The sequence below is a fragment of the Salinivibrio sp. YCSC6 genome (assembly GCF_004916735.1).
Classification (GTDB): Bacteria; Pseudomonadota; Gammaproteobacteria; order Enterobacterales; family Vibrionaceae; genus Salinivibrio; species Salinivibrio proteolyticus.
The window spans coordinates 366,078-379,817 of sequence record NZ_CP039516.1; the positions used below are offsets into that span (position 1 = coordinate 366,078).

Consider the following 13,740-nt stretch of genomic DNA (forward strand, 5'->3'; position numbering starts at 1 on the left):
ACCAGCAAAGGTATTTTCAACGTTGCAGCCTTGCCAGATTGAGAACGCGAACGGCGATTGTATTCGTCTCCTGCAAATCACCGACACGCACCTGTTCGCGGACGAACAGGGCAGTTTGCTGGGTGTTAATACACTGCATAGTTATCATGCGGTGCTTGATGCGATAAGCGCCACACAACGTACCTTTGACGCCATTATTGCGACCGGCGATTTATCTCAAGATCACTCAGCGTTATCTTATCGCCGCTTTGTAGATGGAATTCAGCGTTGGCAGCAACCCTGTTTTTGGCTGCCGGGAAACCATGACTTTCAACCCGAGATGCGTTCGGTATTGCAATCTGGCTCGTTATCGCATTGTTCACAAGTGTTGCTTGGCGAGCACTGGCAAATGATATTACTCGACAGCCAAGTGTCGGGCGTGCCACATGGTGAATTATCTAGCGAACAGTTACGCCTGTTAGATCAGCACTTAAGTGAGTACCCGCAGCGCCATGCACTGGTGTTATTGCATCATCATCCGCTAGAGGCCGGCAGTACTTGGCTCGATCAACACAAGTTGGTTAACCGCGAGCGGTTTTGGCAGATCATGGCGGCACACCCACAGGCAAAAGCCGTGGTGTGTGGACACATTCACCAAGCGCTGAATGTTCGCCATCAAGGTGTACAAGTTATGGCATCGCCGTCAACCTGTATCCAATTTATGCCGGACTCGCATGACTTTGCATTGGATAATCAAAACCCCGGCTGGCGCTGGTTAGATTTGTACAGTGATGGACGGATTGAGAGCCAAGTTGAACGTGTGACGGGGCAACAGTTCCGTCCTGATTTTGACTCCAGTGGATACTAACCCAATGGCCTCAGCACTGCTTTATCTCCATGGCTTTAATAGCTCTCCGCAGTCGTTAAAAGCACGACAAATGCGGGCGTATTGTCAAACAATGCGTCCGGATATTCAGGTGCTCGTCCCGCAACTGCCGAGCCACCCAGAACCCACCGTGAACCTGTTGACTGAGTTGGTCGATACCTATGGTGCCACCCATCAGCTGGGGCTCGTTGGCAGTTCACTGGGGGGATTTCTCGCCACTTGGCTCAGTGAGCGCTATGATATACCGGCGGTGTTGGTCAATCCCGCGGTACGCCCATATGAGTTATTGCAGGATTATATCGGCGAGCAGGTGAACCCTTACACCCATGAGCGCTATCAACTCGATGCTGACGATATTTTGGCGCTGCGCACGCTGGATGTGCCTACCTTGACGCACCCTTCGCAATTTTGGCTGCTGCAGCAAATGGGGGATGAAGTGCTCGACTATCGTCAAGCGGTTGAGAAATTTAGTGCCAGTCGACAAACGGTTGAGCCAGAGGGCGATCATAGTTTTGTTGGCTTTGAACGCTACTGCGCCGACATTATCCAGTTCCTTGGATTGTAGCCTCCTTTTATTGCCAACGTCTTAGGCAAACCTTGTCTCGTCTGAACATGGCGGCGTACGAGGCGGATGGCAGTTCACATAAACTCGCGGTAACAGGGGGCGGAGCTTGACAAGCTAGGCCCCCTTGCTGACCATGTCATCACATTTATTAAGCCAATCGATTATGACAGAGCAAAGTTATAACGCAGGATCGATAGAAGTCCTCAACGGGCTCGAGCCAGTGCGCCGACGCCCGGGTATGTACACAGATACCAGTCGCCCTAACCATTTAGGGCAAGAAGTGATCGATAACAGTGTCGACGAAGCCCTTGCCGGCCACGCGAGTAAAATCGATGTGATCCTTCATGCCGACCAATCATTAGAAGTGATTGATGATGGCCGTGGGATGCCTGTAGATATTCACCCAGAAGAAGGGGTGTCTGGGGTTGAGCTGATTCTCTGTAAGCTTCACGCTGGCGGCAAGTTCTCCAACAAAAGCTATCAATTTAGTGGTGGTTTGCACGGGGTCGGGATCTCTGTGGTTAACGCCTTGTCTCGTCGTGTTGAGATCACGGTTAAGCGCGATGGGCAAGTCTATGACATCGCCTTCGAAAACGGCGACAAAGTGCAAGACTTGACCGTGACAGGCACGTGCGGACGACGCAATCGTGGCACGCGGGTGCACTTTTGGCCGGACAGTCAGTTTTTCGATTCCGGTAAATTCTCGCTGTCACGCTTAAAAACCATATTAAAAGCCAAAGCTGTCCTTTGCCCGGGCTTAACCATCAATTTCACCGATAAAAATACCGATGAAACCATTAGCTGGTGCTACGAAGCGGGCCTAAAAGACTATCTTGCCGACAGTGTGAAGGGCTTTGAATTGTTGCCTGAAACCCCCTTTGTCGGTGAGTTCAGTGGCAAAAATGAAGCGGTCGATTGGGCGGTGATTTGGTTACCGGAAGGCGGTGAATTAACCACTGAAAGCTATGTTAACTTGATTCCGACGCCGCAAGGTGGCACCCATGTCAATGGCTTGCGCCAAGGTATGCTGGAAGCGATGCGCGAGTTCTGCGAGTTCCGCAACCTATTGCCTCGTGGTGTGAAGCTCACCGCGGATGATATCTGGGAGCGCTGTGCATATGTCTTGTCAGTGAAAATCCAAGACCCGCAATTTGCCGGCCAAACGAAAGAGCGTTTGTCCTCACGTCAATGTGCGGCCTTTGTGTCTGGCGTGGTCAAAGATGCCTTTAGCTTGTGGCTGAACGAGCGTCCTCACTTGGCCGAGCGTTTGGCTGAGGTGTGCATTGCCAGCGCCCATCGCCGTATGCGCGCTGCGAAAAAGGTGGTACGGAAAAAGGTCGCCTCGGGGCCAGCGTTGCCCGGTAAGCTGACAGACTGCGCGATGCAAGATTCCAGTCGCACCGAACTCTTTTTGGTGGAGGGTGACTCGGCAGGTGGCTCAGCGAAACAGGCCCGTGATCGTGAGTTTCAGGCGGTGATGCCGCTACGCGGTAAAATTCTTAATACGTGGGAAGTATCAGCTGACCAAGTCCTCGCCTCCCAAGAGGTGCATGATATTTCGGTGGCGCTAGGGATAGACCCCGACTCCGGTGATCTGTCCGGATTGCGCTACGATAAAGTCTGCATTCTCGCCGATGCGGATTCTGATGGTCTACATATTGCGACGCTGTTATGTGCGTTGTTTGTGCAGCATTTCCGTGCCCTAGTCGAAGCAGGACACGTATATGTTGCGATGCCGCCTTTGTACCGTATCGATTGCGGAAAAGAAGTCTTTTACGCCCTCGATGAAGACGAGAAAGCAGGCATCCTTGAGCGATTAAGTAATAAACGCGGAAAAATCAACGTACAGCGCTTTAAAGGGCTGGGGGAAATGAACCCTTTGCAACTGCGTGAAACCACGATGGATCCAAATACACGCCGTTTGGTGCAACTGACGATTGATGATCCTGAGCAAACCCAATTAATGATGGACATGCTGCTAGGTAAAAAACGGGCAGAAGATCGTCGTAACTGGTTGCAGCAAAAAGGCGACATGGCCGAGCTGACCGAGATTTAAACAAATATAACGGGATACTATCAGCATGACAGAGGTGACTTATGATGGCGTCGAGCAGCTTGCCTTGCGCAAGTTTACAGAGGATGCTTACCTCAACTACTCGATGTACGTCATCATGGACCGTGCGCTGCCGTTTATCGGTGACGGATTAAAACCGGTACAGCGCCGAATTATTTATGCAATGTCTGAGCTGGGGCTGTCTGCCTCCGCCAAATATAAAAAATCAGCGCGTACCGTTGGGGACGTGCTCGGTAAGTATCACCCTCATGGTGATTCTGCCTGCTACGAAGCCATGGTATTGATGGCGCAACCTTTCTCTTATCGTTATCCACTGGTGGATGGTCAAGGTAACTGGGGGGCGCCGGACGATCCCAAATCGTTCGCGGCGATGCGTTATACCGAGTCACGCCTGTCGCGCTTCTCGGAAGTCCTCTTACAAGAGCTGGGACAAGGAACCGTGGATTGGGTGCCAAACTTTGATGGCACCATGAAAGAGCCGAAAACCTTACCTGCGCGCCTTCCTCATATTCTCCTCAATGGGGTGACCGGGATTGCGGTTGGTATGGCCACCGATATTCCCCCGCACAATGCGCGCGAACTTGCTAACGCGCTGGCGGCGATGATTGATAAACCCAGTATCGATCTGGATGGCCTGATGGAATACGTCAAAGGGCCGGATTATCCGACTGAAGCAGAAGTCATTACACCTCATCACGAGCTGAAAAAGCTCTATACCAGTGGTCGTGGCAGCATCAAGATGCGAGCTCGTTGGCACAAAGAAAGCGGCGACATTGTGATCACAGCACTGCCGCATCAAGTCTCTGGCGCCAAGTTACTCGAGCAAATCGCCAACCAAATGCGGGCGAAAAAACTGCCGATGGTCGATGACTTGCGTGATGAGTCTGACCACGAAAACCCGACACGTATCGTGGTGGTGCCGCGCTCTAACCGAGTTGATAGTGATCAGTTGATGAATCACTTATTCGCGTCAACGGATCTTGAGAAAAACTATCGCGTTAACCTCAATATGATCGGCCTCGATGCACGCCCGCAAGTAAAAGGGCTGCAAATGATCCTGTCGGAGTGGTTGACGTTCCGTCGGGATACGGTGCGTCGTCGCTTGGAGTATCGTCTCGAGAAGGTGTTGGCGCGTTTGCACATTCTTGAGGGCTTATTGGTCGCGTACCTCAATATTGATGAGGTGATTGAAATCATCCGCAGTGAGGATGATCCAAAGGCAGAACTGATCAAGCGCTTTGGGCTTAGTGAGAAGCAAGCGGAAGCGATTCTAGAGATCAAACTGCGTCAATTGGCCAAACTCGAAGAGATCAAAATCCGTGGTGAGCAAGATGAGCTCAGTAAAGAGCGGGACAAGTTGCAAACCCTGTTAGGCTCAGAGCGTCGGTTGAATACCTTGATCAAAAAAGAGATCCTCGCCGATGCTGAAAAGTACGGTGATGATCGACGCTCGCCGTTGGTGGAACGTGAAGAAGCCAAAGCCATGACGGAGCGTGATTTGATCCCCAGTGAGCCGATTACCGTGGTGCTGTCGGAAAAAGGGTGGATCCGTCATGCCAAGGGGCACGATGTTGATGCGGCTGGGCTTAACTATAAAGCGGGAGACAAGTTTCTCGATGCGGCGCCGGGCAAGAGCAATCAACCTGCGGTGTTCTTGGGGTCAGACGGACGTAGCTATGCCATTGAATCGCACACCTTGCCGTCGGCGCGCAGTCAGGGTGAACCGATCACAGGTCGTATCAATATCACTCCAGGCTCGTCGATTCGCCATGTGATGATGGCGGATGAAAGCCAACTGACGTTACTTGCCTCGGATGCAGGCTATGGCTTTGTGTGTAAACAGGTAGACATGCTGTCGAAAAACCGTAGTGGTAAAGCGCTGTTAACTGTGCCTGAGCATGCCGAAGTGATGCCGCCTCGCCGTATTCACGACTTAGAAACGGATCAGATCTTGGCCATTTCCAATGAGGGACGGATGTTGGTATTCCCTATCCATGATTTGCCACAGTTGGGCAAAGGTAAAGGAAACAAGATCATCAATATCCCTGGTGCGCGCGCCAAATCACGTGATGAGGTGCTCAGTCAGTTACATGTCTTACCGCAAGGAGCAGGCGTGACCCTGCATGCAGGCAAACGTAAGTTGACCTTAAAAGCGGCCGATCTCGACAACTTCCGTGGTGAGCGGGGTCGTCGTGGCAGCATGCTGCCACGAGGCCTGCAACGGGTCTCCGCGGTAGAAATCCTTATTGACGAGCAAGACAGCTAGTCCGATGAACGCACCTTCTTTGGAAGGTGCGTTTTTTCACTAGGTGCATTTTTGTTCCGAATCCGTATACTGACTCGCCTTTGACAGTCTGCTCTTTTGGAGAGAGAAATGATTATTGTGTTACGGCTGATTGCCGTACTGATTGTCGCAATCTTGCTATTTGTGTTTGGTGGGCTGTATTGCCTGCTCAGTCCACGTAACCCACGCAACTGCTACCAGATTAGTAAATGGTTTGGTCGTCTTTCTGGCTTATTTGGTACCAAGGTAGAGCTGCGCTTTGCCGAGGGCGCACCACGTGAACCGGGCGCGAGTGTGTGTATTGCTAACCACCAAAGTAACTGGGACATGGTCACGCTCTCGAATGCACTGATGCCGGGTGCGGTCACTGTGGGCAAAAAAAGCCTGTTGTGGATCCCGATTTTTGGTCAACTGTATTGGCTTACCGGAAACGTATTGATTGATCGTGCTAACCGCAGCAAAGCGATGGGAACCATTGCTCAAGTGATTGAAAAGATCCGTGAGAAGCAATTATGCGTATGGTTATTCCCAGAGGGAACACGTTCGCGTGGCCGCGGCTTATTGCCGTTTAAAACGGGCGCATTCCATGCTGCCATTGGCGCACAAGTGCCGCTGGTACCGGTGGTATGTAGCTCGACCCATCATTGCAAAGCGAACCGTTGGAACAACGGTCATGTGATTGTGGAAGTGATGGCACCGATATCAGTCGAGGGCTACAGTAAAGAGAATGTGCGCGAACTTGCTGCACACTGTCATCAACTGATGAAAGCGAAACTTGAGCAGTTGGATGCGGAAGTGGCTGAGCGTAATAAGCAGTCTGCATAATTGAGGAGTGTCTCATGACCCCAACCCAGCGTCACCATGTGGTCTTGGTGTCACCTGAGGGTGAACCCAAGGGGACCGCTGAAAAGTTGGAGGCCCACCAGCAAGGATGGCTGCACTCGGCCTTTTCGCTCATGTTATACCGTCTTAACCAAGACGGTGAGCGTGAGTTCTTGCTTCAGCGTCGTGCTGACAGCAAATATCATAGCGGTGGGTTATGGACCAATACCTGCTGCTCGCACCCCAAAAAAGATGAACCTGTGGCTGCCGCGGCCAAGCGGCGTTTATATGAAGAGCTTGGTATTGCACGTCCGCTTGATTTCGCCATGGGGCCTGTCTTTATCTACCGTGCTGAACTGGATAACGGTCTGGTTGAGCACGAGTGGGATCAGGTGATTGCGTGCGAAGTTAATCATGTGGAGATGATCTTAAACCCGGATGAGGTATCGGATTGTCGCTGGTGGTCGGAGCAAGATATACAAGCGGCACTGGCGGACTCGCCGGAGCAATTTACGGCTTGGTTCTCACAGGTATTTGCTCACATTTGTGCGATGACGCCAGCGCATGCTATGGCTTAGGTGTGAGGAAGCATAAAAAAAGCGGCGTCAAACGCCGCTTTCTTGTATGCAAGGGCATAGGTTACGCGTGACGCACCGCAATCCCTTCAATCTCAATATCTACATCTTTAGGAAGGCGAGCGACTTCCACACAAGAACGGGCGGGATAGTTTTCTACGCCGTGCTCATCAAAGAAAGCGCCGTAGACTTTATTGATTTCCGCAAAGTCCTCAAGGTTTTTAACGAAGACAGTCAGTTTAACAATGTCATTCACTTTGAGGCCCGCCGCTTCAACAACGGCTTTAACGTTATCGAGTGATTGGCGTGTTTGAGCAGTGATCTCTGGTGAAATTTGACCAGTCACTGGATTGACAGGGATCTGACCGGAAGTCAGTACCATGTTGCCGAGATCGACACCCTGTGAATATGGGCCAATAGCTTCAGGTGCCTGCTCAGTTTGCAGTACTTGGGTCATGCTGTGTTCCTTTGTTAAAAAAGCGACGTTAATAGTCTGCAACGGTTGCGCGGCGAGGTAAAGTACTTACTCGCTTGCCAGACGTTCTCGTACTGCTTTTTCGCATAAGTTCAACTCGCTCACACGGCGAGGTGCAACGAAAATCGTGTCGTTACCGCCTACCGTGCCTAAAATCGCAGGGTGACGATTCAGATCGATTAAGCGCGCGATCAACTGCGCACCACCAGGGTGGGTTTTGATCACCACCATGGCATGACTGCACGTGATTTCATCAATTTGAGATCCTACCGATGACACCGCGTAAACGGGCTCAATATCGCCGCTGATCGAATACACCTTCTGTCCATGTGCATTGGGGATCTTTGCCACTCCAAGTTTGGAGAGCAAACGAGAGACGGTAGATTGGCTGACGTCGAGATACCCCAGTTGGACCAACTGCTGACGCACTTCGTCTTGGGTGGTAAAGCTTTGGGTTTGTAATAAATGCCGGCAGGCTGAGAGGATATTCTCCTCCGGATTGGAGGCTGTCACCGACGGAATTGCATAATCACTCACCGGTCACTCCTTTATAATCGATGGCTATTAACCTCGAAAATAGTGAATTTCACTGCTTTCTGGTGATTTTAAACGCATAGTATCAGTGTTGGCGGGGGCAAACCTTGATGATGGTCACTGCTTGACGCAAAGAATAGACGCCGGATGCATAGGCACCCGGCGCGTGGATCAGTCGCCGAGCGTGGCAACCATGACCGCTTTGATGGTGTGCAGGCGATTTTCTGCTTCATCAAAGACAATTGAATAGTCGGACTCGAAGACATCTTCTGTCACTTCCAGTCCTTTTAAGCCATATTTGGCTTCGATTTCCGCACCCACGGTGGTTTCGTTGTTGTGGAAAGCAGGTAAGCAATGCATGAATTTTACGTGTGGATTGCCGGTTGCTTTGACCACGTCCATATTGACTTGGTAAGGCTTCATCAATGCGACACGCTCATCCCATGCTTCTTTGGATTCACCCATAGATACCCACACGTCGGTGTACAAGAAATCACAGTCTTTGACACCTTCCTGCACGTCCTCGGTGAGGGTAATGCGTGCGCCCGTTTGTTCAGCGATCGCGCGGCATTGTGCAACCAGTTCTTCTTCGGGCCAGAATGCTTTTGGCGCCACTAGACGAATATCCATCCCCATTTTAGCCGCACCGACCATCAGAGAGTTGCCCATGTTGTTTCGGGCATCACCGAGGTACGCAAAGCGCATTTCGTGAAGCTGTTTTCCACGACCATGTTCAATCATGGTCATCAAATCCGCCAAGATTTGAGTGGGGTGAAACTCGGTGGTTAACCCGTTCCAGACCGGCACACCAGCATATTCGCCCAGCTCTTCAACAATCGCTTGGCCAAAGCCACGGTATTCAATGCCGTCATACATGCGACCAAGCACACGGGCTGTATCTTTCATGGATTCTTTGTGGCCAATTTGAGAGCCTGTTGGGCCGATATAGCTGACTTGTCCGCCTTGGTCGAACACGGCGGTTTCAAACGCACAACGGGTACGAGTCGACGACTTTTCAAAGATCAGCGCGATATTTTTGCCTTTTAAACGTGGGGTTTCATAGCCATTGTATTTGGCTTTTTTGAGTTCAATGGCCATGTCGATAAAGTGTTGGATCTCACGGGGTGTGAAGTCCAGCAGCTTTAGAAAGTTACGGTTACGTAGATTAAATGCCATAGTGGGTAATCCTCTCGTTATTGGTCTCAGGCTTGCGCTGGTGCAGGTTGGCCGTGAGAAATATTGTTGTTATTGACTGCTTGGGCACGAATACGTGTACCGGCTTGGCCGGCAAGAATGGCAAGGCCATCCTCTAAGGCACCGATGCCAACCAGTTTTCCGCCTTGACGGATAAATTCGCAGGACGCGTCAATTTTGGGTCCCATGGAGCCAGCGTCGAAGGTGTATTGGCTTAGATCATCAGGGGTGGTATCTGCCAATGCGCGTTGGGTGGGTTGGCCATAGTCCAAATACACCGCGTCGGCATCGGTCAAAATCAGCAAAGCATCGGCATTGATTTGACGAGCAAGGAAAGCCGCTGACATGTCTTTATCAATCACAGCCTCAATCCCTTTAAGCTGATTCCCCTCTTGAATCACAGGAATGCCGCCACCACCGGTACAAATCACAAGGTGTCCTTGCGCAATCAGGCTAGCGATGGCGTCATCTTCTACAATGCCGGTTGGTTGTGGGCTGGGTACAACACGACGATAATATTGGCCATCTGGTTTGATATCCCAGCCGTATTTTTCAGCCAGCGCCGAGGCCTCTTGTTGGTCGTAAACGGGACCAATGGGCTTGGTGGGATTGGCAAACGCGGGATCATTTGGATCGACGGTCATTTGCGTGAGCATGCAAGAAACGTGTTGCTCGGGGGCTAAGTTATGCAGCTCTTGCATTAACATATAGCCAATCATGCCTTGGGTTTCTGAACCGAGAACGTCAAGTGGATATGGCGTGACGGATTTATACTCCAGCCCCTGTAAGGCGAGTAGGCCAACCTGTGGACCATTACCGTGCACGAGCACCACGTTGTATTGTTCGCCAATCGCCGCAATGGTTTTTGCTGCTTTGGCAATATTGGCGCGTTGAATGTCAGCTTCTAAAGGCTCACCCCGGCGAAGGAGTGCATTGCCTCCGAGTGCCACCACCACAGTTTGTTTTTTCATACTTAATACTCTCTACAGTCGGTGGGGGCTGAGCTACTTGCTCAGCCCAACAAGGTGATTAGATGCCGTCACGATGGATTGGGCAGCTCATGCAGCGTGCTCCGCCACGACCGCGACCTAATTCGTCACCAGGAATCGACAACACAGTGATACCCGCTTTGTCATACTTTTCATTGGTATAGGTGTTGCGTTCATAACCCACGACTACGCCAGGACGGACAGTCAGTACGTTGTTAGCATCATTCCACTGTTCGCGTTCGGCTTCGAAGCTGTCCCCCCCTGTGGTGATCAGATTTAGTGGGCCAACATCCAGTCCTTTTTCAATCGCGGTCAGGAAGTAATCCTCTTCGCGAACGTTTAGCTTGCCGGTGCGATCACCGGTGAGGCTCCAGCATTTGATGTCTTTACGGATCACTTCTGGGTATACCGAGAAGGTATCTTCGCGCATATGGGTCATCACGGTATCAAGGTGCATGCAAGAGCGGTGTTTCGGTAGCTCCATCGCAATCACTTGTTTGGCTTGGCCGTGTCTAAATAAGCTAGAAGCCAAGTTTTCTACCCCTTGTGGGGTTGTGCGCTCGGACATACCGATAAGCACCACGCCCTTGCCGAGGACGGTAACATCGCCGCCTTCAATGGTGGCGTTGTCATAGTCGATATTTTCGCCGCCGAAGTAGGTAATAAAATCACCGTTCGCAAAGCGAGGGTGCCATTTATAAATGGCGCGAAGATGATTGGTTTCACGTTTACGCGCGGGTTTCGCCATTGGGTTAATTGATACACCACCGTAAACCCAGCAGGAGGTATCGCGGGTGAATAGGTGGTTGGGGAGTGGATCAATAATAAAGTCGGACGGTGCGTGCATGGCTTGCAACATAGAGGTTGTTGCAATTGGCAGCTCAGAGTAGGCCAATCCACCTAAGAACATCGACGCGAGTTCATGGTGAGGCAGGTCATTCAAATAGCAACGGATGTCATTAGCAAACGAAGGGCCGAAGGTATAATCCGAGATTTTTAGGTTCATCAGCCAGTCTTTGGCTTCAGGTACATCTAGAGTCTCAGCCAGTAGATTTTGGAGCAGGAGGACTTCAACGCCTTGATCACGTAGGGTTTGAGCAAATTTGTCATGCTCTTCACCTGCACGTTCAACGGACAGAACATCATCAAACAGTAAGTCATGACAGTTTGATGGTGTTAAGTGGGTGAGCGCACGCTCAGGACGATGCAGCATCACGGTACGTAATTGACCAATTTCAGAGCCGACATAGAAGTTGTTCATCTTTCTTTCTCCGTATATCTCTGCTTGGCTTTTTATCGTAAGGGATGAATAAAAAGTGCAGATGTATTATTGGGTACAGATTCATTCTAACGCGGTGTCTGGGGTATTCTTGAAGTTAGATCACAGTGAATTAAAACATTGTATTTTGCCTTTTTTACCCTGTGTTAATGGTATTTATGGCATGAGGTTTTTTTGTTTTTTAATAATTAAGCAGGAATTGTGAGTGTCTAACGAAATATTTTTTAATTTCCCTTTGTTAATGCGGATCTGTTTTCTTTTTTATGCCAATCAGTATTACTTTGAATGATGAGGGTATGCGTAATAAGTGAATGGCTATCTTTATATTTTTTCTTTGTTAACAAATAAAGCCGTTTTTTTCCTCAAAACTGTGATTGATGTCGATATAAATACGTTTTTTGTTAAAAGTGTAAAATAACTGTACTCAGTGTCCGGATGGAGGATGTTTGTTTTATACCGGTAACGGAACGGTGTAAAAAAGAGAAATACGGTGCCATGTTGTTATGAGAAGAGAAGAGGAATATATCAGCGTGGTGAAGCATGGTTGAGCGAGGGAGTGGCAGACATAAAAAAGCGCGCTGACGAATACGTGAGCGCGCTAGTCGGTGTATCAATAGAGGTTATAGCATGACACCTACACTGAGCATGATCATAATCATGATGGTAAGAATACCGAGTAAAGGCGCCACCCATTTGATCCATTTAACATAGGGAACGCGAGCGATCGCAAGGCCACCCATCACCACGCCGGAGGTTGGGGTGACGAGGTTGACGACACCGGATGCAGATTGATAAGCGGTTACGACTAACTCGCGCCCAACGTTTGCAAAGTCAGCCAGTGGCGCCATGATAGGCATGGTGAGGACTGCTAAACCAGATGACGATGGCACCAAGAAAGACAGCAAGACTTCCAGCCAATACATAACGTTGATAAAAACAAAAGACGATAGCCCAGTCACCATACCTTCAGCACTGTTTAAGATGGTATCTGTGATCATGCCTTTATCCATTATCACCACGATACCGCGGGCAATACCGATGATAAGGGCCACCCCCAGAAGGTCTCGTGCGCCATCAATAAAGCTGGTGGTGATCTCTTCTTCACTCATACGTGCAATCAGACCAATAATAATCGCAGCACCGAGGAAAACGGCAGAGATCTCGGCCATCCACCATCCTAGCGAGGATACACCATAGATCATCACGGCAAACGCGGCAGCAAAAATGCCTAAGATCACTTTACGCGTGGTAGTGAAAGCAAGCGTTTGTGTTTCGTCATGATCGCCAAGGAAGTGTTTTTTATTGCTCTCAAACTGATCATAAACAATGGATTGGCTCTGGTCGGCGCGCACTTTGCGGGCATAACGCATCACATAGGCAACACAGATAAGCCAGCCAATGGCCAGGATAGCGAGGCGTAACAGAATACCATCGGTAAAAGGGATACCGGCGGCATTCGCGGCAATAACAGTTGCAAACGGGTTGATGGTTGATCCTAAAGTACCAATACCGGCACCAAGGAGTACGGTAGCCGCTGCAACCACAGGGTCAAAGCGTGCCGCCATCATCACAGGGACGAGTAGGGTATAAAAAGGCAAGGACTCTTCGGCCATCCCGTAAATCGTACCGCCCGCGGCAAAGAGGCCCATTAGGATAGGGATCATCCACTCTTCGCGTCCTTCTAAGCGTTTGGTCACCCGCTCAATCCCTGCATCAATGGCACCGGTTTTGGTCACCAGACCTAAAAAGCCACCAATAATGAGGATGAAGAGTGAGACATCAATGGCGGCTGCTTCATAGGTTTCGTGGTTATAAAAACCGTCAATGGGGGCCAGCAGCACGTCGACCACGCCTTGAGGGTTACTCTCTACTTGGTGGTAGGTGCCTGACACAGGCACATCTCGGCCGAGTTCAGCGTTATATTCTCGTTCGTACTGACCGGCAGGTACTATCCAACTAAGCGCGGCGACCAAGGCAATCAGAATGAACAATATGGTATAGGCGGATGGGAATTTGAGATTGGCGAACCAACCTTTTTTTTCAGGAACACTTTGGGTACTCATACTATCTCCTCATACCTCTTC

At 50.3% G+C, this 13,740-nt stretch carries 12 protein-coding genes; 6 read left to right on the forward strand and 6 right to left on the reverse strand.

Annotation, left to right across the window (positions count from 1 at the left end):
* Positions 1–22: 22 nt before the first annotated feature.
* From cpdA to idi, 6 genes are all read left to right on the forward strand, one after another.
* Positions 23–847, forward strand: a complete 825-nt coding sequence (gene cpdA / locus E8E00_RS01620; protein ID WP_096629958.1) for a 3',5'-cyclic-AMP phosphodiesterase — start codon at positions 23–25, stop codon at positions 845–847.
* Between the two features lie 4 nt (positions 848–851).
* On the forward strand, positions 852–1,430 hold the full coding sequence (gene yqiA, locus E8E00_RS01625; protein WP_069589251.1) for an esterase YqiA: 579 nt from the start codon (positions 852–854) through the stop codon (positions 1,428–1,430).
* 163 nt (positions 1,431–1,593) lie between these two features.
* Entirely contained in the window at positions 1,594–3,486 is a 1,893-nt protein-coding gene (parE, locus tag E8E00_RS01630) for a DNA topoisomerase IV subunit B (RefSeq protein ID WP_096631516.1), read from the forward strand.
* A gap of 25 nt (positions 3,487–3,511) precedes the next feature.
* On the forward strand, positions 3,512–5,770 hold the full coding sequence (gene parC, locus E8E00_RS01635; protein WP_096629956.1) for a DNA topoisomerase IV subunit A: 2,259 nt from the start codon (positions 3,512–3,514) through the stop codon (positions 5,768–5,770).
* A gap of 108 nt (positions 5,771–5,878) precedes the next feature.
* Complete coding sequence (locus E8E00_RS01640; RefSeq protein WP_077479485.1) at positions 5,879–6,613, forward strand: 1-acylglycerol-3-phosphate O-acyltransferase; 735 nt, start codon at positions 5,879–5,881, stop codon at positions 6,611–6,613.
* Between the two features lie 14 nt (positions 6,614–6,627).
* Positions 6,628–7,188: an isopentenyl-diphosphate Delta-isomerase gene (gene idi / locus E8E00_RS01645; RefSeq protein WP_077457544.1), complete on the forward strand. Its 561-nt coding sequence runs from the start codon at positions 6,628–6,630 to the stop codon at positions 7,186–7,188.
* Positions 7,189–7,249: 61 nt separating this feature from the next.
* On the opposite strand, the gene E8E00_RS01650 is transcribed toward idi, so the two are convergent.
* The 6 genes from E8E00_RS01650 to E8E00_RS01675 all read right to left on the reverse strand — a co-directional run bounded on the left by E8E00_RS01650 (position 7,250) and on the right by E8E00_RS01675 (position 13,719).
* Positions 7,250–7,642, reverse strand: coding sequence for a RidA family protein (locus E8E00_RS01650; RefSeq protein ID WP_069589244.1), 393 nt, complete (start codon positions 7,640–7,642; stop codon positions 7,250–7,252).
* Between the two features lie 66 nt (positions 7,643–7,708).
* Positions 7,709–8,197, reverse strand: a complete 489-nt coding sequence (locus E8E00_RS01655; protein WP_069589242.1) for an arginine repressor — start codon at positions 8,195–8,197, stop codon at positions 7,709–7,711.
* A gap of 168 nt (positions 8,198–8,365) precedes the next feature.
* The gene (gene argF, locus E8E00_RS01660) at positions 8,366–9,370 is read right to left on the reverse strand and encodes an ornithine carbamoyltransferase (protein ID WP_069589241.1); all 1,005 of its coding nucleotides are present in this window, start codon (positions 9,368–9,370) and stop codon (positions 8,366–8,368) included.
* Positions 9,371–9,396: 26 nt separating this feature from the next.
* Positions 9,397–10,359, reverse strand: a complete 963-nt coding sequence (gene arcC, locus E8E00_RS01665; RefSeq protein WP_069589240.1) for a carbamate kinase — start codon at positions 10,357–10,359, stop codon at positions 9,397–9,399.
* Between the two features lie 58 nt (positions 10,360–10,417).
* The gene (gene arcA / locus E8E00_RS01670; RefSeq protein WP_069589238.1) at positions 10,418–11,638 is read right to left on the reverse strand and encodes an arginine deiminase; all 1,221 of its coding nucleotides are present in this window, start codon (positions 11,636–11,638) and stop codon (positions 10,418–10,420) included.
* 638 nt (positions 11,639–12,276) lie between these two features.
* A complete protein-coding gene (locus E8E00_RS01675) occupies positions 12,277–13,719 on the reverse strand; it encodes a YfcC family protein (RefSeq protein ID WP_077457540.1) in 1,443 nt (480 codons plus the stop codon).
* Positions 13,720–13,740 lie beyond the last annotated feature (21 nt).